This window comes from Candidatus Phytoplasma solani (assembly GCF_040126175.1).
Taxonomy (GTDB): Bacteria; Bacillota_I; Bacilli_A; order Acholeplasmatales; family Acholeplasmataceae; genus Phytoplasma; species Phytoplasma solani_A.
This window is the reverse complement of the sequence record NZ_CP155828.1, coordinates 313,431-331,905: the sequence shown is the minus strand read 5'-3', so window position 1 is coordinate 331,905 and position 18,475 is coordinate 313,431. Positions and strand designations below refer to the sequence as shown.

The 18,475-nt window shown below is 25.2% G+C and carries 25 protein-coding genes; 17 read left to right on the top strand and 8 right to left on the bottom strand.

Going from position 1 to position 18,475, the window contains the following annotated elements; all coding sequences use genetic code 11:
- The first annotated feature begins 53 nt into the window (after positions 1 to 53).
- From PSOL_RS01680 to PSOL_RS01605, 16 genes are all read left to right on the top strand, one after another.
- Positions 54 to 245 (top strand): hypothetical protein, encoded by a 192-nt coding sequence (locus tag PSOL_RS01680; protein WP_349401981.1) that lies wholly within the window; start codon positions 54 to 56, stop codon positions 243 to 245.
- Positions 235 to 1,047 carry a DNA adenine methylase gene (locus tag PSOL_RS01675; protein ID WP_349402054.1) on the top strand — a complete coding sequence of 271 codons (813 nt, stop codon included), beginning with the start codon at positions 235 to 237 and terminating at the stop codon, positions 1,045 to 1,047. Before PSOL_RS01680 ends, PSOL_RS01675 begins: the two co-directional genes overlap by 11 nt.
- A gap of 19 nt (positions 1,048 to 1,066) precedes the next feature.
- Positions 1,067 to 1,267, top strand: a complete 201-nt coding sequence (locus PSOL_RS01670) for a hypothetical protein (RefSeq protein ID WP_349401983.1) — start codon at positions 1,067 to 1,069, stop codon at positions 1,265 to 1,267.
- On the top strand, positions 1,264 to 1,818 hold the full coding sequence (locus PSOL_RS01665; RefSeq protein WP_349401984.1) for a Panacea domain-containing protein: 555 nt from the start codon (positions 1,264 to 1,266) through the stop codon (positions 1,816 to 1,818). The genes PSOL_RS01670 and PSOL_RS01665 overlap by 4 nt, the downstream gene beginning before the upstream one ends.
- Positions 1,819 to 1,849: 31 nt before the next feature.
- On the top strand, positions 1,850 to 2,017 hold the full coding sequence (locus tag PSOL_RS01660; RefSeq protein WP_349401985.1) for a DUF2963 domain-containing protein: 168 nt from the start codon (positions 1,850 to 1,852) through the stop codon (positions 2,015 to 2,017).
- Complete coding sequence (locus tag PSOL_RS01655) at positions 1,966 to 2,151, top strand: DUF2963 domain-containing protein (RefSeq protein WP_349401986.1); 186 nt, start codon at positions 1,966 to 1,968, stop codon at positions 2,149 to 2,151. The genes PSOL_RS01660 and PSOL_RS01655 overlap by 52 nt, the downstream gene beginning before the upstream one ends.
- Positions 2,152 to 2,168: 17 nt before the next feature.
- Complete coding sequence (locus PSOL_RS01650; protein WP_349401987.1) at positions 2,169 to 2,441, top strand: hypothetical protein; 273 nt, start codon at positions 2,169 to 2,171, stop codon at positions 2,439 to 2,441.
- Positions 2,438 to 2,728: an HU family DNA-binding protein gene (locus PSOL_RS01645; RefSeq protein ID WP_349401988.1), complete on the top strand. Its 291-nt coding sequence runs from the start codon at positions 2,438 to 2,440 to the stop codon at positions 2,726 to 2,728. The genes PSOL_RS01650 and PSOL_RS01645 overlap by 4 nt, the downstream gene beginning before the upstream one ends.
- A 206-nt stretch (positions 2,729 to 2,934) precedes the next feature.
- Positions 2,935 to 3,297 (top strand): hypothetical protein, encoded by a 363-nt coding sequence (locus tag PSOL_RS01640; protein WP_349401989.1) that lies wholly within the window; start codon positions 2,935 to 2,937, stop codon positions 3,295 to 3,297.
- A gap of 108 nt (positions 3,298 to 3,405) precedes the next feature.
- On the top strand, positions 3,406 to 3,699 hold the full coding sequence (locus PSOL_RS01635; protein WP_349402193.1) for a hypothetical protein: 294 nt from the start codon (positions 3,406 to 3,408) through the stop codon (positions 3,697 to 3,699).
- A 261-nt stretch (positions 3,700 to 3,960) separates the two neighbouring features.
- Positions 3,961 to 5,763 carry a DNA polymerase III subunit gamma/tau gene (gene dnaX, locus PSOL_RS01630; protein WP_349402192.1) on the top strand — a complete coding sequence of 601 codons (1,803 nt, stop codon included), beginning with the start codon at positions 3,961 to 3,963 and terminating at the stop codon, positions 5,761 to 5,763.
- 24 nt (positions 5,764 to 5,787) lie between these two features.
- On the top strand, positions 5,788 to 6,072 hold the full coding sequence (locus PSOL_RS01625) for a YbaB/EbfC family nucleoid-associated protein (RefSeq protein ID WP_349402191.1): 285 nt from the start codon (positions 5,788 to 5,790) through the stop codon (positions 6,070 to 6,072).
- 86 nt (positions 6,073 to 6,158) lie between these two features.
- Positions 6,159 to 6,674: a DNA-directed RNA polymerase subunit delta gene (rpoE, locus tag PSOL_RS01620; protein ID WP_349402190.1), complete on the top strand. Its 516-nt coding sequence runs from the start codon at positions 6,159 to 6,161 to the stop codon at positions 6,672 to 6,674.
- 179 nt (positions 6,675 to 6,853) lie between these two features.
- On the top strand, positions 6,854 to 7,576 hold the full coding sequence (locus tag PSOL_RS01615) for a CDP-alcohol phosphatidyltransferase family protein (protein ID WP_349402189.1): 723 nt from the start codon (positions 6,854 to 6,856) through the stop codon (positions 7,574 to 7,576).
- A 9-nt stretch (positions 7,577 to 7,585) separates the two neighbouring features.
- A complete protein-coding gene (locus PSOL_RS01610; RefSeq protein WP_349402188.1) occupies positions 7,586 to 8,458 on the top strand; it encodes a phosphatidylserine decarboxylase in 873 nt (290 codons plus the stop codon).
- Positions 8,459 to 8,562: 104 nt separating this feature from the next.
- Positions 8,563 to 10,197 carry a CTP synthase gene (locus tag PSOL_RS01605; RefSeq protein ID WP_349402187.1) on the top strand — a complete coding sequence of 545 codons (1,635 nt, stop codon included), beginning with the start codon at positions 8,563 to 8,565 and terminating at the stop codon, positions 10,195 to 10,197.
- 147 nt (positions 10,198 to 10,344) lie between these two features.
- On the opposite strand, the gene PSOL_RS01600 is transcribed toward PSOL_RS01605, so the two are convergent.
- From PSOL_RS01600 to plsX, 4 genes are all read right to left on the bottom strand, one after another.
- On the bottom strand, positions 10,345 to 10,767 hold the full coding sequence (locus PSOL_RS01600) for a hypothetical protein (RefSeq protein ID WP_349402186.1): 423 nt from the start codon (positions 10,765 to 10,767) through the stop codon (positions 10,345 to 10,347).
- Positions 10,768 to 10,909: 142 nt separating this feature from the next.
- On the bottom strand, positions 10,910 to 11,524 hold the full coding sequence (locus PSOL_RS01595; protein ID WP_349402185.1) for a DnaD domain protein: 615 nt from the start codon (positions 11,522 to 11,524) through the stop codon (positions 10,910 to 10,912).
- Between the two features lie 13 nt (positions 11,525 to 11,537).
- Positions 11,538 to 12,206 carry a ribonuclease III gene (gene rnc, locus PSOL_RS01590; protein ID WP_349402184.1) on the bottom strand — a complete coding sequence of 223 codons (669 nt, stop codon included), beginning with the start codon at positions 12,204 to 12,206 and terminating at the stop codon, positions 11,538 to 11,540.
- Positions 12,203 to 13,216 carry a phosphate acyltransferase PlsX gene (gene plsX / locus PSOL_RS01585; RefSeq protein ID WP_349402183.1) on the bottom strand — a complete coding sequence of 338 codons (1,014 nt, stop codon included), beginning with the start codon at positions 13,214 to 13,216 and terminating at the stop codon, positions 12,203 to 12,205. Before plsX ends, rnc begins: the two co-directional genes overlap by 4 nt.
- 455 nt (positions 13,217 to 13,671) lie before the next feature.
- Between plsX and PSOL_RS01580 the strand changes: the two genes are divergently transcribed.
- Entirely contained in the window at positions 13,672 to 13,998 is a 327-nt protein-coding gene (locus PSOL_RS01580) for a hypothetical protein (protein ID WP_349402182.1), read from the top strand.
- Positions 13,999 to 14,067: 69 nt separating this feature from the next.
- On the opposite strand, the gene PSOL_RS01575 is transcribed toward PSOL_RS01580, so the two are convergent.
- The 4 genes from PSOL_RS01575 to ligA all read right to left on the bottom strand — a co-directional run bounded on the left by PSOL_RS01575 (position 14,068) and on the right by ligA (position 18,458).
- Positions 14,068 to 14,835, bottom strand: coding sequence for a TatD family hydrolase (locus PSOL_RS01575; RefSeq protein WP_349402181.1), 768 nt, complete (start codon positions 14,833 to 14,835; stop codon positions 14,068 to 14,070).
- A gap of 240 nt (positions 14,836 to 15,075) precedes the next feature.
- Entirely contained in the window at positions 15,076 to 15,453 is a 378-nt protein-coding gene (locus PSOL_RS01570) for a holo-ACP synthase (protein WP_349402180.1), read from the bottom strand.
- Entirely contained in the window at positions 15,404 to 16,396 is a 993-nt protein-coding gene (gene whiA, locus PSOL_RS01565; RefSeq protein WP_349402179.1) for a DNA-binding protein WhiA, read from the bottom strand. The genes PSOL_RS01570 and whiA overlap by 50 nt, the downstream gene beginning before the upstream one ends.
- Before the next feature lie 58 nt (positions 16,397 to 16,454).
- Complete coding sequence (gene ligA / locus PSOL_RS01560) at positions 16,455 to 18,458, bottom strand: NAD-dependent DNA ligase LigA (RefSeq protein ID WP_349402178.1); 2,004 nt, start codon at positions 18,456 to 18,458, stop codon at positions 16,455 to 16,457.
- Positions 18,459 to 18,475: the final 17 nt, after the last annotated feature.

Genomic DNA, 18,475 nt, shown 5'->3' with positions numbered 1-18,475 from the left:
TATACCCAAATCAAAGATAAGTAATTTAACAAATTAATTTAAGGAGTAAGTAAATGAACTTAAAACCAAAAAATATTTTAATTATTTTAACTTTTACATATATCGGTTTTATAATTACAAACCTTATGATTTTATTTTTTGATTTTAATTTAGGGATCAAAGCCAACACAACAATAAGCCTTGTTTCTGATGTTGTTTTTTTAATTTATATTTGGTTAAAGGAGCAACGAAAAAATGAAAATTAATTGGATAGGGTGTAAAAAGAAAATGATTCCTCAATTATTAACCAAAATACCCTCAAATTACAACACCTATTACGAACCCTTTTTAGGAAGTGGGATATTATTTCAAACTTTAAACCCTAAAAAAGCCATTTTAAACGATAATGATATTAATTTAATTCAACTTTGGCAAAACGCATTAAACGAACCAGTTTTATTTTGTAATAATGTTATTAATTTTGAAACCCAATTATATAAAACCAACAATCAACATTCACAAAAAGAAAACTATAAACTTTTATTAAATATTTTTAACAAAATGAATCCCTGCGTTGTTAAAAATTCATTTTTTTATGTATTATTGAAATATGCTTTTCGCGGCATTTTTAGATATCAAAAAAACGGAAAAATATATATGAGTTTTGGTTACAAAAACAAATTTAAAAGCCCAATTATTGATTTAGAAGAATTACAAAAAAATAAAAATAATTCCACCAATTCAAAAATTTTAAATATAGATTTTGAAAGCGTAATCAACCAATCACAAAGCAATGATTTTATATTTGTCGATCCACCATATTTTCGGAAAGACATCAAAGATAAAGCTTTTTATCAAAAAGCATTTACATTTGACAACCATATAAGACTTTATAAAACGTTAAAAAGCGCCCATCACCGTAATGTAAAATGGTTATACACCAATTATAATTCACCTGAAATAATCGAATTATTTAAAGATTTTAATATCACAACCGTCAAAACAACCACCTCACATTGTTTAACAAAAAGCAATATTTTAGAAGAAATTATTATCAGTAATTATTAAATTCCAAAGGAGAAATAATATGAAATTAAAAAACTCTTCATTTCCTATTTTTGCAACCACTATATACTCCTTATTAAGTACATTTTTTGTTTTCAAAATAATTGATTATTTTGAATTAAGTGCAAAAGCTGTATTTCACATTACAACATTTGGAATTTTGTTGCAAAATATTTTATTTTTAATATTAATTTCAATAAACCCAAAGGAGGAAAAAATATGAGCGATGGAATGTCAGAAGCGTATCATGGAACTTACTTTAAAGACCGATCAAAAAAACCAAAAAATCCAACTAAAAAGAAAAAAATTATGAATAATCAAAATAACGAAATCACTATTTTTGATGTCGCCAATTATATTATTAAAAAAAATAAGAGTGCCATCACAAATATGAAATTACAAAAATTAACTTATTATTGTTACGCTAAATATTTAGTTGAAAATAATCAACCAATTTTTAAAGAACCAATCGAAGCGTGGCTTCACGGTCCTGTTTTCCCTAATTTATATAATGAATTTAAACGTTATACCTACAAACCAATTTGTCACGGAACTAAAAAAGGAGAAGAAAAACACTTAACAAACGATCATCGTGTTTTAATCGATAGAATAATAGAATTATATGGAAATAAAGCGCCTACTAGTTTAACTAATGTGACGCATCAAGAAGCTCCTTGGCAATCAGCTTGGGATAATAACGAAGATTGGTCTAAAAACGTTATTAAAGATGAAATAATAAAAAATTATTTTATAAAAAATCTCAAAAAAATATAATAAATCAGATAAATAGGAGAAATAAAATAAAATGAATATAATTAAAGAAACAACCGATGAATATGGTTACAAAGTAATCCAAGAACTAGACCCCCAAACACGTAAACTAATCAAATCAACCACATTCCAACCTGACGGAAAATCAATTTGGATCATTTTGACGAATTTGACCCCCAAACAGGAACCAAAACCAAAATAATTTGGTTCCAACCCGACGGAAAATCAGTTTGGCGCATCCACGAATTCGACCCACAAACAGGAAAACACATAAAAATCCACTATTCAGACAGCGAATTTGTCAAAACCGAACAACAAAAATATAATAAAAATTAAACAAAAAGGAGAAAAAAATGGAAAAATACCAATCATTAACAAAAGAAGGGAAAAACTTAAACAAAATTAAATACGAATTACTAAAAAATGAAATAAATTCAACTATCATATGTTTAAAAGCATTACTTCCAATTAGTAAAGACGCGCAAGTTGTATTTTCTTTTAATTATGATAAAATGTATCAACAATTTAAAAATTTATATTTAATTCAAAAAGAAAGCGATGAATTAAAAATCCAATTTAATAAATTAAAAGAAATACTAAAAATAAAAGGAGAACCCAAAAAATGAATAAAAAAGAATTAATTAAAAAAATCGCCGAAATTAATAAAACCTCAATCACAAAAACTGAGGAATTTTATAACTCATTTGAATTTGCTTTGAATGAGGCAATAACATCCACCGCTGAAGTAGTTTTATCACCTTCTATCGGTAAATTTATTTTAAAATCAAGAAAAGCCTACATAGGAAGAAACCCTCAAACAGGTAAAAAACTAAAAATTCCTGCTAAAACAGTAGTAACTTTCAAACTTTCTAAAACCATCAAAGATTTAGTTAAAGAATTGGAATTAAATTAACAAAGAAAGCCACCGAAAATACCCAATTATCACAAAAGGCAAGAAAGAGAATAAATTATGAAAAACCCCATACCTAGCAACTCACTCTCTCCCACACGGTCGGAATGTGGTTAACTGTAAATAAAAGGATGACACAAAACATCTAATAAAACGCAATTGATCTATCCGTATTATTCTAAACAAAAAATAAGGAGAAATAAAATAAAATGAATAATAAAAAAATATTATTAGAGTTTTTGCCGTCCGTTACTTATTTGACAGGAGACGCACAATATTTAGATTATCACGAATTTGTAGAAGCTGTAAATGGTACTGTTTGGAATGTAGATGTTTCAGATGAAATTGAATATTCAAAAAATTTAACCGACAACAACAAACAAATAATCAACTCCTTTTTATCATCAATTCACGATTATTTTTATGAACTTCAAAACGACATTAGTAAAAATACGCTTGAATCACTTGATGATGAAATCAATAATTTATTTGATTATTGTAAAGATGAAAACATTGAAATTATCGATTTCATTGACGAAGACGATGCCAACGATGCCAACGATCATAAATAAAAAGCTAGTTTAAAACTAGCTTTTTTATTAAAAAAACTAAAAATATTGCCCTAAACAAGTCATAAAACTGTTTTAATTAAATAAATCATTAGAAAGGAGAAATAAAAAATGGAAAATAAACAAATATACGCATTCACAGCGGCTATTGTTGTGTCAGTAATCGTAGCTGTTTCAATTTGGTTTTTCCGACCATTCAAATCAGAAGAAGTGTCACAAACCAATTTAACTCCAATGAGGTGTTCCAAAAATTTAGACATTTTTTGTTTTTTAAAAATGGCAATATTATTTCATTTTAAGCTGCATTTTGGAGCACCCAAAAAAACTGAACCGAAAAATAACAACATTAAATCTAAATTGTTTATTAATATTTTGTGGATTTCCAAGGTCAACATTTTTCGTTAAATTTTGTTATTTTTTAAAACAAATTTTCAGTTTTAATTATTTTTTATCTTTTTTTTAACAAATAACAAAAAAAGATTAAATTAAAAAAGTTATCCCCTTTGATATATTCAATTGAAAATATTTTTATTTTCTAAAAACACTTTGAAAATTTAATAATTTTTATTTATCAAAAATATATTTATCGTTTATTAAATAATATGTTATAATAATTAAGAGATTTTTTATTTTATATTAGATATTTTAATAATAAAAAAGGAGTTGATGGTGTCTTATTTAGTTTTATATAGAAAATATCGACCTCAAATTTTTAAAGATGTTGTCGGACAAAAAATCATTATTCAAACTTTAAAAAACACCATTAGATATCAAAAAATTAATCATTGTTACCTTTTTAGCGGTAATAAAGGCACCGGAAAAACTACTTTAGCCAAAATATTTGCCAAAGCTATTAATTGCATGCATCCTAAATTAGGAGATGTTTGTGAAAAATGTCAATCATGTCTTAATTGCTTTCAAGCAAATACTGATATTGTTGAACTTGATGGCGCCTCTTATAATGGAGTTGATGAAATAAGGGAATTACAAGATAAAGTCCAATATAAACCTCATATAGGTAAATACAAGGTTTATATTGTTGATGAAGTTCATGTTTTAACTCCCAATGCTTTTAACGCTTTATTAAAAATTTTAGAAGAACCCCCTAAGCATGTTGTTTTTCTTTTAATAACTACAGAAATATATAAAATTCCTGAAACTATTTTATCTCGCGCTCAAAGTTTTTCTTTTGAAAATTTAAGCCTTGAAAATATTATTTTACAATTAAAAAAAATTACTATTTTGGAAAATATTATTATTACTGATGATGCTATCAAAGTCATTGCTAGTTATGCTGATGGAAGTATGCGTAATGCCTTAAGTTTATTGGATCAAATAAGTTCTTATCAAAATAATTTAATCACTTCAGAAGATATTGCTGAAGTTAAAGGACTTGTTTCAGGTAGTTTTTTAAAAAAATTATTTCATTCACTTATGACTAAAAAAACTATTGAAGTTTTAAAATTACTTGATAAGGCGTTTCATTCTGGTAAAAATCTTGATTTATTAGTTTTTGATTTAATTGATGCTTTAAAAAATTATTTATTAGAACAAATCGAAAATACACAAGTTTTGTCACCTGAAAAAACAAATATCACTAATGAAGTTATTGCATTTCATGTTGATTTTATTTTAAAAACTTTAATTAAATTGCAACAAGATTTAAAAAAAAGTGATCAAAAAAAGATTTTGATAGAAATTGCTTTTTTACAAATATGTTATTTTGCAGAATCTAATCAAAATTCATTTTTTGCATCAAACAATAAACAACCTTTATTACGACAAAATATTGATGAAAAAACAAAAGTAAATTTTAATGATAATTCTTTTTTGGATAATCATGCAAAACCAAGAACAAATATAGATGAAAATTTAATTTCAACTACAGCCACTTCTTTTATGCAAAATAATATTTATTCTAAAAAAGAGCAAAAAGAAACGATAAGTGTTCAAAAAGATCCTTATTTTGTGATTTCTTCTTTGAATGATTTAATAATGATAGCTTTAAATATTTTATCCAATAAAGACGAATCTAAAATAAAAATGATTGCTAACGCTTGGGAAAAATTAAATACAGAATATAGATTTTTTTCTAATAGAAATGTAGCTCAACTTTTATATAAAGGTCAAATCATAGCTTTAAGTCATAAAAAAGAAATGATTTTGGTTTATCGAGATAATATTGCTTGTCAACAAATATTGAAAAAAAATATTAAAGTTCAAGCTTTAAAGATTTTAAATAGAAAAACGCAACTTGTTAGAGATTATGTTTGTTTTTTAGAAAAAGATTATAAAAATTTAGAAACTTTTTTAAAAAATAATTCTTCTGATGCGATTGATATTTTTATAAATGCTTGCGATTGGGAACTTGATTTTTATAAAACCCAAAATCAAATAATTAATCTTCCTTTTGTTGTTCAATTAGCTTATGATTTTTTTGACAATAATATAGTAGAAATAATTAATTAAGAACTAGGAGTTAATACATAAAAAATGAATACTCAATCTAATATATTAGAAAAATTAAAAAAAATGCAAGAAGAAATTGAAAACGCTCAAAAACAATTGGAATTACAAGAATTTACTGGTAAAGCTGGTGATGTTATTGTTGTTTTACAAGGCACTAAACAAGTTATAGATGTAATTATTGAAAAAAACAACAATATAGAAACTTTGCAAGAAAGTATTTTATTGGCTTTTAATGCTGCCTTAAGAAAGCTTGAAAAAACTTCTAAAGAAATTATGGGTCAAATATCAGGTGGTTTATCTCCATTTTAAAATAATAAATTTGCAATTATTAAAATTTTATATTTTTTTAATAAAATATAAAATTTAGAAAATTTAAAAAAAGGTGATAATTAATTATGAAAACAATAAAAATATCAAAATCACTTTTAGAAACAGCTTATGAAATAGCTAAAAAACAACGTAAACCTATTTTTATTTATGATTTATTAAAGCAAACATGTAAGAAACATCAAATCAATGATTTTAGCGATTATAAAAAAATAAATCAACTTTATTTAGATATTACTTTGAGCGGACAATTTATTTTTTGTGATGATAAATGTTTAATGATTAAAGAAAATAATAAAGAACATTGGGATAAAGATTTTTTTGAAAAACCTCAAAATAATAAAATTGATGATTTATCTGATTCTCTGGCAGAACAGAATTTAGATTTTGAAGATTTTCTTTTGGAAAAATTAAATAATGAAGATGACAAACAAAATAAAAAAAACAATGCAGCATTAGAAGATGATTCATTAGACAATGAAGAAGATAAAAAAAATAATTCTGATGAAATTTTAGATAATAACGATAAAGAAGATGATTACGATGATTTATTAGATGATTATGATTATCTTTACGATAAATAAGTGTTATTTTGCAAAAATAATAATTTTTTTACTTTTTTCTTTTTATCCTTTATTCAACACGGATAAAGGATTTTTATTTTTTTTGGGGGGCAAAAAAATAAAAAAATAAAGATTTTTTTCAAAAAAATTTTAGAAATGTTAAAAATCTTTTATAAAAAAATTAGTAAAAGAGGTTTAATATGTTTTTAGGATTATATAATTATACCACTTATTTAACTTATCTTAATTTATTAAGTGGTTTTTTTGGAATTAGTTTTGCAGTTGTCGGAAAATACACCTCTTCTTTAATTTTTCTTTTACTTGCAGGTATTTGTGATATGTTTGATGGTTTAGTTAGTAGGACTAAAAAAAATAGTACTATTTTTGAAAAAAGATATGGTATTCAAATCGATTCTTTAGCTGATATGATAAGTTTTGGGATTTTACCTATTTTGATTAATTATTCTTTAATTGTTCCAAAAACAAAAGAAAAAGAAAGTATTATGTTTTTAACCCGCCACACGCCTTTTTTTTATTTAATTTGGTTTTGTTGGGGTTTATATCTTTTAGCTGCTTTAATTAGATTAGCTTATTATAATGTTTTGGCTGAAAGTGATAATAAAAGTTCTAAAAAGTTTATCGGTTTTCCTGTCACAACTGTAGCGATGGTTTTCCCCTTTGTGGGTTTTTTAAAAATGATTAGTAAATCATTATCATTGCAAATAAATGATGTGCAAATATTAAATGATGTATTTTGGTTTTGGGTTCATTTTGTATGCATTATACTTTTAACTTTCTTGTTTCTTTGCGACAAAATTATATTGAAAAAACCAAAAGCCAAAAAAACTATTATTATCGTTGGTATCGTTGGTATTATTTGGATTATTTTTTTTGTTATTATGAAAATATATCCTAGAAAGTGATCATTTTAAATGAAAATTGTTAATTTAGAAGGTAAAATAATTAAACAAAATTCGGTTTCTTTTATCCAAAAGTTTTTATACACTAACCTAGAAAAAAACTTTTTTAAAAGAATGCTTTTAAAAATATTAATTACAAGACCTATTTCTTGGTTAGTTACTTTGTATTGGTATACTCCTTGGTCATGTGGATACGCAAGAAATATTATTCAAAAGCATCAAATTATTTTAAAATATTTTGAAAAGCAACAATTTAACTCTTACAATGATTTTTTTACTAGAAAATACAAAACAATACCCTTTGATAATAATAACCTTTCTTTTATAAGTCCTTGCGAAAGTAAATTAAGTATTTATCCTATTAAAAGTAACTCCTTTTATCAAATTAAAGATACTAATTATAGTTTAGTTGATTTATTGCAAAATAAAAACTTAGCAATGGATTATCAAGATGGTTATTTACTTGTTTTTCGTTTAGAACCTCATGATTATCATCGCTATCTTTTTATTGATCAAGGATATTTTTTAACTCAAATAAAAAAAATTCAAGGCAAATTACATACCGTTAATCCTATCGCGTTTGAAAGTTTTGATGTTTTTAAAGAAAACACAAGAGAATATAGTGTTTTACAAACTAAAAATTTCGGAAAAATAGTTCAAATAGAAATAGGAGCTTTGCTAGTTGGAAAAATCAAAAATCATTCTTCTCAAACTTTTCAAAAAGGGGAAGAAAAAGGTTATTTCGAATGTGGTGGTTCTACTATTGTTATTTTAGTACAAAAAAATGTGGTTCTTTTTGATCAACGTATTTTAAAAAATACCCAACAAAGTTGTGAAACACAAATTAAAATCGCTGAAGTGATTGGCAAAAAAATCAGTAGATAAATTTTTGTAAAAATTAAAAAAATATTTTCATTCTTATCTTTTTAAGAAAAAAACAATTATTTAAGAAAAGTTTGGCAAATCAACAAGAAAAGGGGTGGAAACACTTGAATAATAAACCTTTAAAAACAAAATTTATTTTTATCACTGGTGGGGTTGTTTCTAGTTTAGGCAAAGGTATCACCGCTGCTTCTATTGGACAAATTTTGAAAAATCGAGGATTCAAAGTTAGTATTCAAAAATTAGACCCATATATTAATGTTGATCCTGGAACTATGAGCCCTTATCAACATGGAGAAGTTTTTGTTACTGATGATGGAGCTGAAACTGATCTTGATTTAGGACATTATGAAAGATTTTTAGATGAAAACATGTCTAAAAGTTCTAATATTACCGCAGGACAAATTTATCAAAGTGTTATCAACAAAGAAAGACAAGGTAAATATTTAGGAAAAACTGTGCAAGTAATCCCACACATTACTGAAGAAATTAAACAAAAATTAATAAAAGCCGCTATATTTCATCAATCTGATATTGTAATTGTAGAAATTGGTGGAACTGTTGGCGATATGGAATCTGCTCCTTTTTTAGAAGCTATTAGACAATTTCGTCATGATTTTGGCTATCATAATGTTTTGTATTTGCATACCACTTTACTTCCTTATTTAAAAAAGGCCCAAGAAATAAAAACAAAACCGACTCAACATAGTGTTAAAGAATTACGTTCTTTAGGGATACAACCTCAAATTTTAGTTTTAAGAAGTGAAATACCAATTAATCAAGAAATTAAAAACAAAGTATCTTCTTTATGCGATATTAACGCTAAAGCTATTTTTGAAGCTTTAGATGTAGATATTTTATATCAAATTATTTTAAATTTTTTTAACCAAGGGATTGACAATTTTATTTTAAATCATTTTCAGTTACCAAACAACATTAAAGCTAATTTAAAAGATTGGCATTTTTTAATCACTCGAATTCAAAATTTAAAAGAAAAATTAGTGATTGCTTTGGTTGGTAAATATGTTATTTTAAAAGATGCTTATTTATCAATCGTTGAAGCTTTAAAACATGCCGCCTATTATTATAATTTTGATATTGAGATTAAATGGATTGATTCAGAAAAATTAAACTCATCTAATATTATAACTTTCTTGAGTGATTGCAATGGTATTTTAGTTCCTCATGGTTTTGGTGCTCGCGCTGTTGAAGGAAAAATTTTAGCTATTCAATATGCACGCGAAAAAAATATTCCTTTTTTTGGTATTTGCTTTGGGATGCAGTTAGCAGTGATTGAGTATGCAAACAATGTATTATTTTTAGAAGGAGCTAATTCTACTGAAATTAACGAAAAAACTTCTTATCCAGTTATTACAAAAAAAATAACAAATGCTAATTTGGGAGGAACTTTAAGATTGGGTTCTTATCGATGCGTTCTTAAAGAAAATAGCAAAAGTAAAGCTATTTATCAACAAGAAACTATTTATGAAAGACATCGTCATCGTTTTGAAATGAATCCTTATTATGTTTCTTTGTTTGAAAAAAGTAATGATTTTTTAGTTGCAGGGTTAAACCCCGAACAAAACCTTCCAGAAATAATTGAGTTAAAAAAACATCCTTGGTTTATTGCAGTACAGTTTCATCCTGAATTTTTATCAAGACCATTAAAACCTCACCCTTTGTTTAAAAGTTTTATTGAAACTTCTTTATTAAATAAGAAAAAAATTGATAAAAAGAACTAGTCAATTAATAAAATTAAAAATACTAGTCCAAAAAACACGACTACCAAAAAAATAAAAAAATAAAAGCTAAATTTAATGTTTGTCATTTACAATTTAGCTTTTTTTAATATTTAAAAAAACTCTTAAAAAAAAGATTAATATGTTTTTTTATTCAAATAAAATATTAATCTTTCCTCTGATATCCTTAGCAAGTTTTACGATGTATGTATTATCATTTCCAACTTCTTTTATATTATTATTTAATTCATCATATTTAAATTTAAATTCCGAATATTTTTGTTTAATTTTTTCTATGTTTTTATAACGTTCAACAACAAAGGTATTAATTTTTGATAATTGATTTTTGATTTCTTTTATTTTCTGTTTTATTTTGTTTTTGTCTTTTTCTTTTTTTAATTCTTCAGCTAAAACCACCAATTTATTACCAGAATTTTTTGCCCAAGTTTCATAAGGAGAAAACCATTTAATAGGGTTAAAGGAAATCCAAAACCCTAAACCCAAATAAAGAGATGTTATAATACAAATAACTCCGACAATGATTTTGTTTCTTTTAGTAGCTATAAATTTCATTTTTACTAAATAGACCTTTCTTATTTTGTTCAAATTTTAGCTAATTTGTAATATTTATTGTTTTGTTTAATGTGTTTACCCATCAATACATGTCGTTATAATAAAAAATAAATAGAAATTATATTTAATTTTTGATATCTTTTTATTTAACTTTTTTAAAAAGTTTTTTCAAGAGTTGATCATCTTTTTCGTTGGGTTCTACTTGAGTTAATTGTTTTTTATGTAATAATTTATCGATATAAAAAACCGATGTTTTTTTATAATGAAATGCTTCTTCAATAGTTGTTTTAATTTCTTGATGACTAAATTCTTGATTTTGATACCAACCTTTAACTACATCTAGTTCATAAGAGACTAATTCTTGACCTTTGTTTTTTTCAAGAAAATTGATAGTTTCTTGAATTAAAGTTGTTTTAGAAGCTTCTTTTTCTTTTTCAACGTCCTCTAAATATATTTTTTCTATTTTTTCAAAGGTAAGGTTAAGAGAAAAAACTTCAATTATTCGATTTCCTTTAGTTTCTTGAAAAAGTTCAAAGAAACCTTTAGAGAGTAGTTTTTCTAAAATATTTTCAACTTCATTTTTACTGATACCTGCTTTTTTAGCTAAAGTGTTCGAAGAAAAAACCCTTTTTTTAGAAAAATCAAATAAAAACATTAAAATAGTTAATTCTTGATAAGTTAAATTTAATTTTTGATATTCTTGAATTAATATTTTTTCCATCAACAAGAAACCATCTTCATAAAGTTTTTTTAACATATAATACCCTTTTTTAACTTTTGGCGACTTTAGATAATGCTTCTTGAGCTGCTTTTTGTTCAGCTGCTTTTTTGGTTGTTCCCTCGCCGCTACCTAATAAGTTTTTTTCTAAATAAACTTCAGCCACAAATTTTTTAGAGTGCGCAGGCCCTTGTTCCGAAACTATTTTATATTGAATGGTTTTTTTTTCTGATTGGATTATTTCTTGTAATTGAGTTTTAAAATCAACAATATTAATAACTTTTGATAAATGAGGAATTACTAATTTTTGAAAAATTTTTTTAGCAAAAGAATATCCTAAATCTAAGTAAATTGCCCCAAATAAAGCTTCAAAAGCATCAGCCATAATGCTTTGAGTGTTAAAATCTTTGTTTTTTTCACCCTTTCCTAAAAAAAGATAATTTTGTAAGTTGATATTTTTAGCATAAATAGTTAAAGATTTTTCACAGACAGCTTGAGCTCTTTTTTTAGTCATAATTCCTTCATCTTCTTGATTTTTTTGGTATAAATGGTCTGCCATTAAAAGTCCAATGATAGCATCACCCAGAAATTCTAATCTTTCGTTATCTTCTTGTAAAAGTGCTTTTTCGTTAGAATAAGAACTATGTGTTAAAGCTTTTCGATATAAAGCAAGATTTTTCGGCACAATATTTAATTTTTTTAAAAAATATTCAACATTCATGATGTTTGTTTTTTTAATATTTGAGTTATTTTTTGATTAATGTTAGTCGAAATCATTTTTTGTGCTTGTAAAATAGCTTGACAAAAAGCATAATCTTGAGAAGAACCATGGGCTTTAATGACTATTTTATTCATTCCTAAAAGCATTGCGCCACCAATCTCGCGAGGATCTATTTTTTTTTGTAACTTTTGTAACTCTTTTTTAAAATATATTTTAGTAATGATTTTTTTAGTTAAAGTTTGAGACATAATTTGCTTGATATTTTTCATAAAGTTAAGCACTGTTCCTTCATAAGTTTTTAAAGTTATATTAGCGGTAAAACCATCACTTAATAAAATATCGGCTGAAGTTGTTAAAATATTTTGAGGCTCTTCGTTACCACCGAAATTAATATGAGGTGATTTGCTTAAAATTTCATAAGTTTCTAAGTCTACTGGCCTTCCTTTGTTTGCTTCTTGACCGATATTTAAAAGTTTTACTTGAGGGTTTTTAATTGATAAAATTTCTTGAGCAACAATAGTAGCGTAATGAGCAAACATTAATAAATGTTGTGGTTTTAATTCCACATTAGCCCCTGCATCTAACAAAATTCTTATTCGATTATCAAATGATTTAAAGATAGGAGCTATAGCTATTCTTTGCATTAAAGGCATTTTTTTTAAAATTAAATGACTAGCTAAAACTAAAACTTGAGTTCCCCCTGCAGAAACTACTCCTTCTACTTCTTCATTTAAAGCCCCTTTGAGTGCTAAAAACAAAGAGGCATCGGGTTTTATTTTTAATTGGTCTCTAATATTTTTATCGCGCATTGTTAAAAAATGTGGAGTGTGTTTGATACTAATTTGTTGTGTTAAAAAAAAACGATTTTTTGCAATAATAGGGGTTATTAAATTTTGATCGCCATATAAAATGATTTGAAGTGAAGGGTTATTTTCTAAAGCTAGACAAGATCCTTTAACAATTTCTAAAGGAGCAAAATCGCCTCCCATCGCATCTACCGCTATTTTCATTAAAAAAACAACACTCCTTTTAATTAAGTTATAATTTGTTATAAATATTAATATTTTTTTGGTTAAAAATAGCAAAAAGTTTAGTTTTGTTTTTTTATGAATTATTTTAATTAGCTTAATTAGAATATTATTAAAATAATACCAATTAACAAAAAAATATAAAAAAAGTATTAAATATTTCAATTTTATTTACTTGATTAACTTCAAGATTAAAATTAATAAAAAAACAAATAAGTGTATAAACGACATCAAATTAAGGATAATAAAATGAAATCATTTATTTTCTCAAACTAAAATTTATAATAATTTGCTATAATATTAGATGAAATATTAATTAAAAAAATTGTTTCACACTTAAACAATTCAATAATATTTTATCATATTATTATGATATTGTTTTATTGTAAGTTTTTAAAAAAAAAGAATCAAATAATAAGGAAGGTTTAATTAAAAAAATGAATCATGATAATAAAAAAGTAATTAAAGTTCAAAATGTTTATTTGGAAGTGAAAGTAAGATATTTAAAAACAGTTGATGGTGGTAAAAAGGAATGGTTTGCTAAGTTTGATAATCAAAAAATTAAATATAACGAAGTAATTATTAATTTTACTCATATTGATGCTGATAATCCGGAATTTTTTTTACAACCAGGGCAAGTAATTAAGGTAGTAGAAGGAGAAGTTAGAGAAAGTAAAAAAGAATCACTTCACCAAGTTTTTTTAGATGTAAAAATTTTTAGACAAACCGACGATAAGGAAAAAGGCAAAATCAACCACATATAATGGAGGTTGATTTTTTTTATTTAAAATTAAAAAATTTTAAAACTTTTTTCTTATTTGATTATTAAAAACTTAAAAAGAACTTTTATTGTAAAAAAGTTGCGCTACGTTATTACTTGTTTGTCTTGCAACTTCTTGCAAAGAAATATTTTTTAATTGAGCGACTTTTTGAGCAATAATTTTAATGTGTGCGGGTTCGTTTCTTTTTCCTTGAAAAGGGTAAGGAGTTAAATAAGGAGCGTCTGTTTCTAATAAAACCCTATTTAAAGGAGTTGTTTTTGCAATAACTTGTGCAACTGGAGTATTTTTAAAAGTTACAACTCCGCCAATTCCTATGTAAAAACCTAATTCAAGAGCCATTTGAACTTCCTTACAACTAAAAACCAAACAGTGAAAAACTCCTCTAATTTTATTTTTAAAAGGTAATAATAAGCGGTAAATTTCTTCAAAAGATTTGCGAGCATGAATAATTATTGGTAAGTTATATTGGATCGCTATTTTTACTTGATCTTGAAAATTTTTTTTTTGAATGTCTAGGTTGTCTTGTTGATGATACAAGTCAAGTCCAATTTCTCCGATGGCAACTGTTTGAGGGTGTTTGAGATATTTAAGGATGCTTTCGGAGGTTTCTTTTGAAAAATCTGAACAAGGGTGAATCCCAAAAGAGACCATTATTTCTTTATTTTTATTTGCTATCTCAAAAGCTTTTTGATTACTTTTTTCATCCATTCCAACTACAATAATTTTTTTAATATCATTTTGAAAAGCTCTTTTTAAAACTTCATCTAAATCTTTAGCATATGTTTTCACATTTAAATGCGCATGAGTATCTATTAACATATTTTTATATCTTTCTTTATTTTTCCTTTTAAAACTATAATTATTTTTTGGTTTTCAGTTTTATAAAAAACTTTTTAATTTGTGATATTGTTTTTCTAATTGAGTACTCATTTTACTATAAGTATGTTTAAAAATTTCTTTTAATTCGATTTGACTGTCGTCATCTTGGTACCGGTCCAAGAACAGCAACCACCTAAAAACAAAAAAATAAAGTTAAATTATTTCTTCAAAATAGGTAGTTTAGTTTTTTTTCTTTTTTTGTAAAATCAAGACCATCGCTAAAGCATAATTAGTGGTATGAGAAATAGAAAGTAAAACTTGGTTTTTCCAGTTTTTATCTTCTAAATAAGGAGCATTATTGCAATCGTTTAAAATGGACCAATCGCGATAGTTTGATTTGGTATAATTAAGATTAGCTTGTGTGCGAAAAGCTTTAAAAAGAGCTTCTTTAGCGGCCCATCTCCCTCCTAAAAAAGTTAATTTTCTTTCATTGTTTTGTAAAGTAAGAAAAATTCTTTTTTCTTGAAAAGATAAAATTCTTGTAGCTAAAAATTGAAGTCCTATTTTTTTAATCTTTGTTATTTCGACTAAATCTATTCCGATATTTTGGACATTCATTTTTAACTTCTTTCTCTTTTTTATTTATTTCTTGGATTTTTTGAAAATAATAATTTATTCCTGATTTAGTTATTTTTTGCTTATATGTGTTGTAATATTTTTGTGTTAATTCTTTCATACTAGCATCAGGATATTTTTTTCTTAATTCAATAATTTGCATCATTTTTTTGTTTTTGTGAAGCCAATTTTTTTTTGGAATGTTTTTTTCCATCAAACTAATGGATTGTAATTGTTTGCTTGCGGTGTTAATGATTTTTTTTTCATTAGAGATTTCAAAGTTAATAGTTGATTTAATTATTTTGTTAAAATCTTTTTGAATATTGGTTTTTTCGTATTGAAATACCATTTCTAAAGCCCCAATTAATCTTAAAAAATCGATAATCATTTGTGATTTTTTTAAATAAACTAAAAAACCTTTTTTATGTGAAATTTGTTTAGCGTTAAGGTCAAAATCCAACATTAATTGTTGAATTAGTTTAATTTTTGTAATATCTTGATGAAAAAATTCCAAATGATTATTATTTTTTTTTGGATTAGAAACGTAGCCGATACACAAAAAAACTCCTCTTAAATATGCTTTTTTTGTTTTAGTGTTTTTTTTAAGTTCTTGTAAAAAGTCCTTTTGATTAGTTAATAAAAAATGATGTTTTGTTAAAATCAAAGGAATGTTTTTTTCAATTCCTATATGAATGCTTTTTAAATGAGGTAAATTATATTCCTTATTAGTCATTAAAAAAGAATTAACATCATAAAATGATTTGATTAAAATAAGGAATCTTCTAGCAATTTTAATATTTTTTGTTTTGAACCATAAAATAGTTTTTTGGTGATTTTTTTCTAATTCAGCACCAAAATGTAATAAAGCTGTCAGTTCAAAAAAATTTTCTAAAGGTGAGAATTTTTGTAAAGTAATTTCTTCTTTGATTTCGACAGTAAAAGACATTGGCACCTCTTTATGTTTTAACATGGTTAAAAAAAAACAATAATTAATTATTGTTTTTTTACCTTTCTTGGATTAATTGTTCTAATTGTTTTTCTTTGATGATTGCTATTTTTAACTTTTTAGCTTTTGTTAATTTAGAACCAGCATTAGCGCCAACTATTAGATAATCTGTTTTAATTGAAAGGGAATTGCTAATAATAGCTCCCATCTCTTTTAATATTTTAGTTAAATCAAGGCGACTATATTTTCCTAATGCTCCCGTTAAAACAATTTTTTTATTAGTAAAAAAGGTTTTTTTGGAACTTTGATTTGCGATAAGATTTTGAAAAGTTACTCCTAGTTTTTTTAATTTTTCAATTTCCGCTAAATTGTTTTTTTCTTTAAAAAATGTTTCAAGACTTGCAGCAATTTTTTCTCCAATTTCGGGAATTAAAATTAAATTTAAAAAGTTGCTAGTGGCAAGTTGGTCGATTGTAGTAAAGTTTTTAGCCAACACTTGAGAAATTTTTGCACCAACATGTTTAATCCCTAAAGCGAATAAAACATTTTCAAAAGGTTTAGTCTTACTTTTTTGGATAGCATCTAAAATATTTTGTATTTTTTTAACCCCAAAACTAGGAAAACTTTGAAGTACATTTAAGTGATTATTTAATAAATACAAATCCGATGGTCTTTGAATTAAATTTTTTTGAAATAAAGTAATAATTGTTTGCCCCCCTAAAGCATTAATATCCATTGCTTTTTTCGAAACAAAATGAATTAATTTTTGGATTTTTTGTTGCTTACAATTTTCATTGAGGCAAAAATAATCAACTTCACTTTCTTTTTTGACTAAATCAGTATGGCAATAAGGACATTGCAAAATCATAGTAGTTTTTTTTTGGGTGCCATCTCTTTTGCTTTTAATTACTTCTAAAATTTCAGGAATAACAGAACCTGCTTTATGAATGGTGACGTGATCTCCTACACGAATATCTTTTTTAGCAATATAATCATAATTGTGTAAAACTACTTTCGAAATTAAACTACCATCAACTATAACAGGAATAATTTGACACACAGGAGTAATCATCCCTGAACGCCCTAATTGAAAAATAATTTTTTTGACGATACTTTGACTGTTTTTAGCTGGAAATTTATAAGCAATCGCCCATTTAGGCACTTTAGAAGTTGTTCCTATTAATGAATAAAGTTTAAGTTCATTAACTTTAATGACAACTCCGTCGGTATCGTAATCAAGTCTATCTTTTAAATTTTGGTAATTTTTTAATTTTATTAATAATTCTTCAAAAGTTAAAGCTAAATCATAATGAGGGTTTATCATAAAACCTAAGAAAGCTAAAAACTCTAAGCTTTCTTTTTGTGTTTCTTTCATAAGTTCAGGAAAGGAAAGTTGATAAACAAAAATTGATAAATTTCTTTGTGCTACTATTTTGGAATTAAGCTGTCTTAAAGTTCCTGAAGTAGCATTTCGAGGATTGGCAAAAAGTGGTTTCTGTTTTTTTTCTTGTTGTTGGTTAAGTTTTTCAAAGGAGGTATAAGATAAATAAACTTCACCTCTTACTTCTAGATCTATTGGTTGATTTAATTTTAAAGGAATTGTTTTAATTGTTTGTATGTTTTTTAAAATATCTTCCCCTAAAATCCCATTACCCCTGGTTAAGGCTTGAGTTAAAATCCCTTTTTGGTATTTTAAACTAACAGCAACTCCATCAATTTTTAATTCGGTAAAAAAACTAAAAGAGGAACTAACTTTACTAAGACGATTATGAAAGTTTTTTAATTCTTGAGTATTAAAAGCATTAGCTAAAGACATCATAGGAATTTGATGTTTGAATGTTTTAAATTTTTTTTCGACAAAACCACCTATTTTTAAAGTAGGACTATAAGGAAGTATAAATTGAGGATATTTTTCTTCTAAAGCTATTAATTCTTTTAATAAAGCATCGTATTGTTGATCATTTATTTTAGGTTGACTTAAATTATAGTACTGATAATTGGCTTTTAACAGTTGTTTAACTAAAATTTTAATTTTTTGTTCAATTAGTTTTAAGTTTGACATTCCCACACCTTTTTTTG

Coding starts and splice junctions, on each gene's coding strand:
- PSOL_RS01680 (WP_349401981.1), top strand. CDS start 54: ATGAACTTAAAACCAAAAAATATTTTAATTATTTTAACTTTTACATAT.
- PSOL_RS01675 (WP_349402054.1), top strand. CDS start 235: ATGAAAATTAATTGGATAGGGTGTAAAAAGAAAATGATTCCTCAATTA.
- PSOL_RS01670 (WP_349401983.1), top strand. CDS start 1,067: ATGAAATTAAAAAACTCTTCATTTCCTATTTTTGCAACCACTATATAC.
- PSOL_RS01665 (WP_349401984.1), top strand. CDS start 1,264: ATGAGCGATGGAATGTCAGAAGCGTATCATGGAACTTACTTTAAAGAC.
- PSOL_RS01660 (WP_349401985.1), top strand. CDS start 1,850: ATGAATATAATTAAAGAAACAACCGATGAATATGGTTACAAAGTAATC.
- PSOL_RS01650 (WP_349401987.1), top strand. CDS start 2,169: ATGGAAAAATACCAATCATTAACAAAAGAAGGGAAAAACTTAAACAAA.
- PSOL_RS01645 (WP_349401988.1), top strand. CDS start 2,438: ATGAATAAAAAAGAATTAATTAAAAAAATCGCCGAAATTAATAAAACC.
- PSOL_RS01640 (WP_349401989.1), top strand. CDS start 2,935: ATGAATAATAAAAAAATATTATTAGAGTTTTTGCCGTCCGTTACTTAT.
- PSOL_RS01635 (WP_349402193.1), top strand. CDS start 3,406: ATGGAAAATAAACAAATATACGCATTCACAGCGGCTATTGTTGTGTCA.
- dnaX (WP_349402192.1), top strand. CDS start 3,961: ATGGTGTCTTATTTAGTTTTATATAGAAAATATCGACCTCAAATTTTT.
- PSOL_RS01625 (WP_349402191.1), top strand. CDS start 5,788: ATGAATACTCAATCTAATATATTAGAAAAATTAAAAAAAATGCAAGAA.
- rpoE (WP_349402190.1), top strand. CDS start 6,159: ATGAAAACAATAAAAATATCAAAATCACTTTTAGAAACAGCTTATGAA.
- PSOL_RS01615 (WP_349402189.1), top strand. CDS start 6,854: ATGTTTTTAGGATTATATAATTATACCACTTATTTAACTTATCTTAAT.
- PSOL_RS01610 (WP_349402188.1), top strand. CDS start 7,586: ATGAAAATTGTTAATTTAGAAGGTAAAATAATTAAACAAAATTCGGTT.
- PSOL_RS01600 (WP_349402186.1), bottom strand. CDS start 10,767: ATGAAATTTATAGCTACTAAAAGAAACAAAATCATTGTCGGAGTTATT.
- PSOL_RS01595 (WP_349402185.1), bottom strand. CDS start 11,524: ATGTTAAAAAAACTTTATGAAGATGGTTTCTTGTTGATGGAAAAAATA.
- rnc (WP_349402184.1), bottom strand. CDS start 12,206: ATGAATGTTGAATATTTTTTAAAAAAATTAAATATTGTGCCGAAAAAT.
- plsX (WP_349402183.1), bottom strand. CDS start 13,216: ATGAAAATAGCGGTAGATGCGATGGGAGGCGATTTTGCTCCTTTAGAA.
- PSOL_RS01580 (WP_349402182.1), top strand. CDS start 13,672: ATGAATCATGATAATAAAAAAGTAATTAAAGTTCAAAATGTTTATTTG.
- PSOL_RS01575 (WP_349402181.1), bottom strand. CDS start 14,835: ATGTTAATAGATACTCATGCGCATTTAAATGTGAAAACATATGCTAAA.
- PSOL_RS01570 (WP_349402180.1), bottom strand. CDS start 15,453: ATGAATGTCCAAAATATCGGAATAGATTTAGTCGAAATAACAAAGATT.
- whiA (WP_349402179.1), bottom strand. CDS start 16,396: ATGTCTTTTACTGTCGAAATCAAAGAAGAAATTACTTTACAAAAATTC.
- ligA (WP_349402178.1), bottom strand. CDS start 18,458: ATGTCAAACTTAAAACTAATTGAACAAAAAATTAAAATTTTAGTTAAA.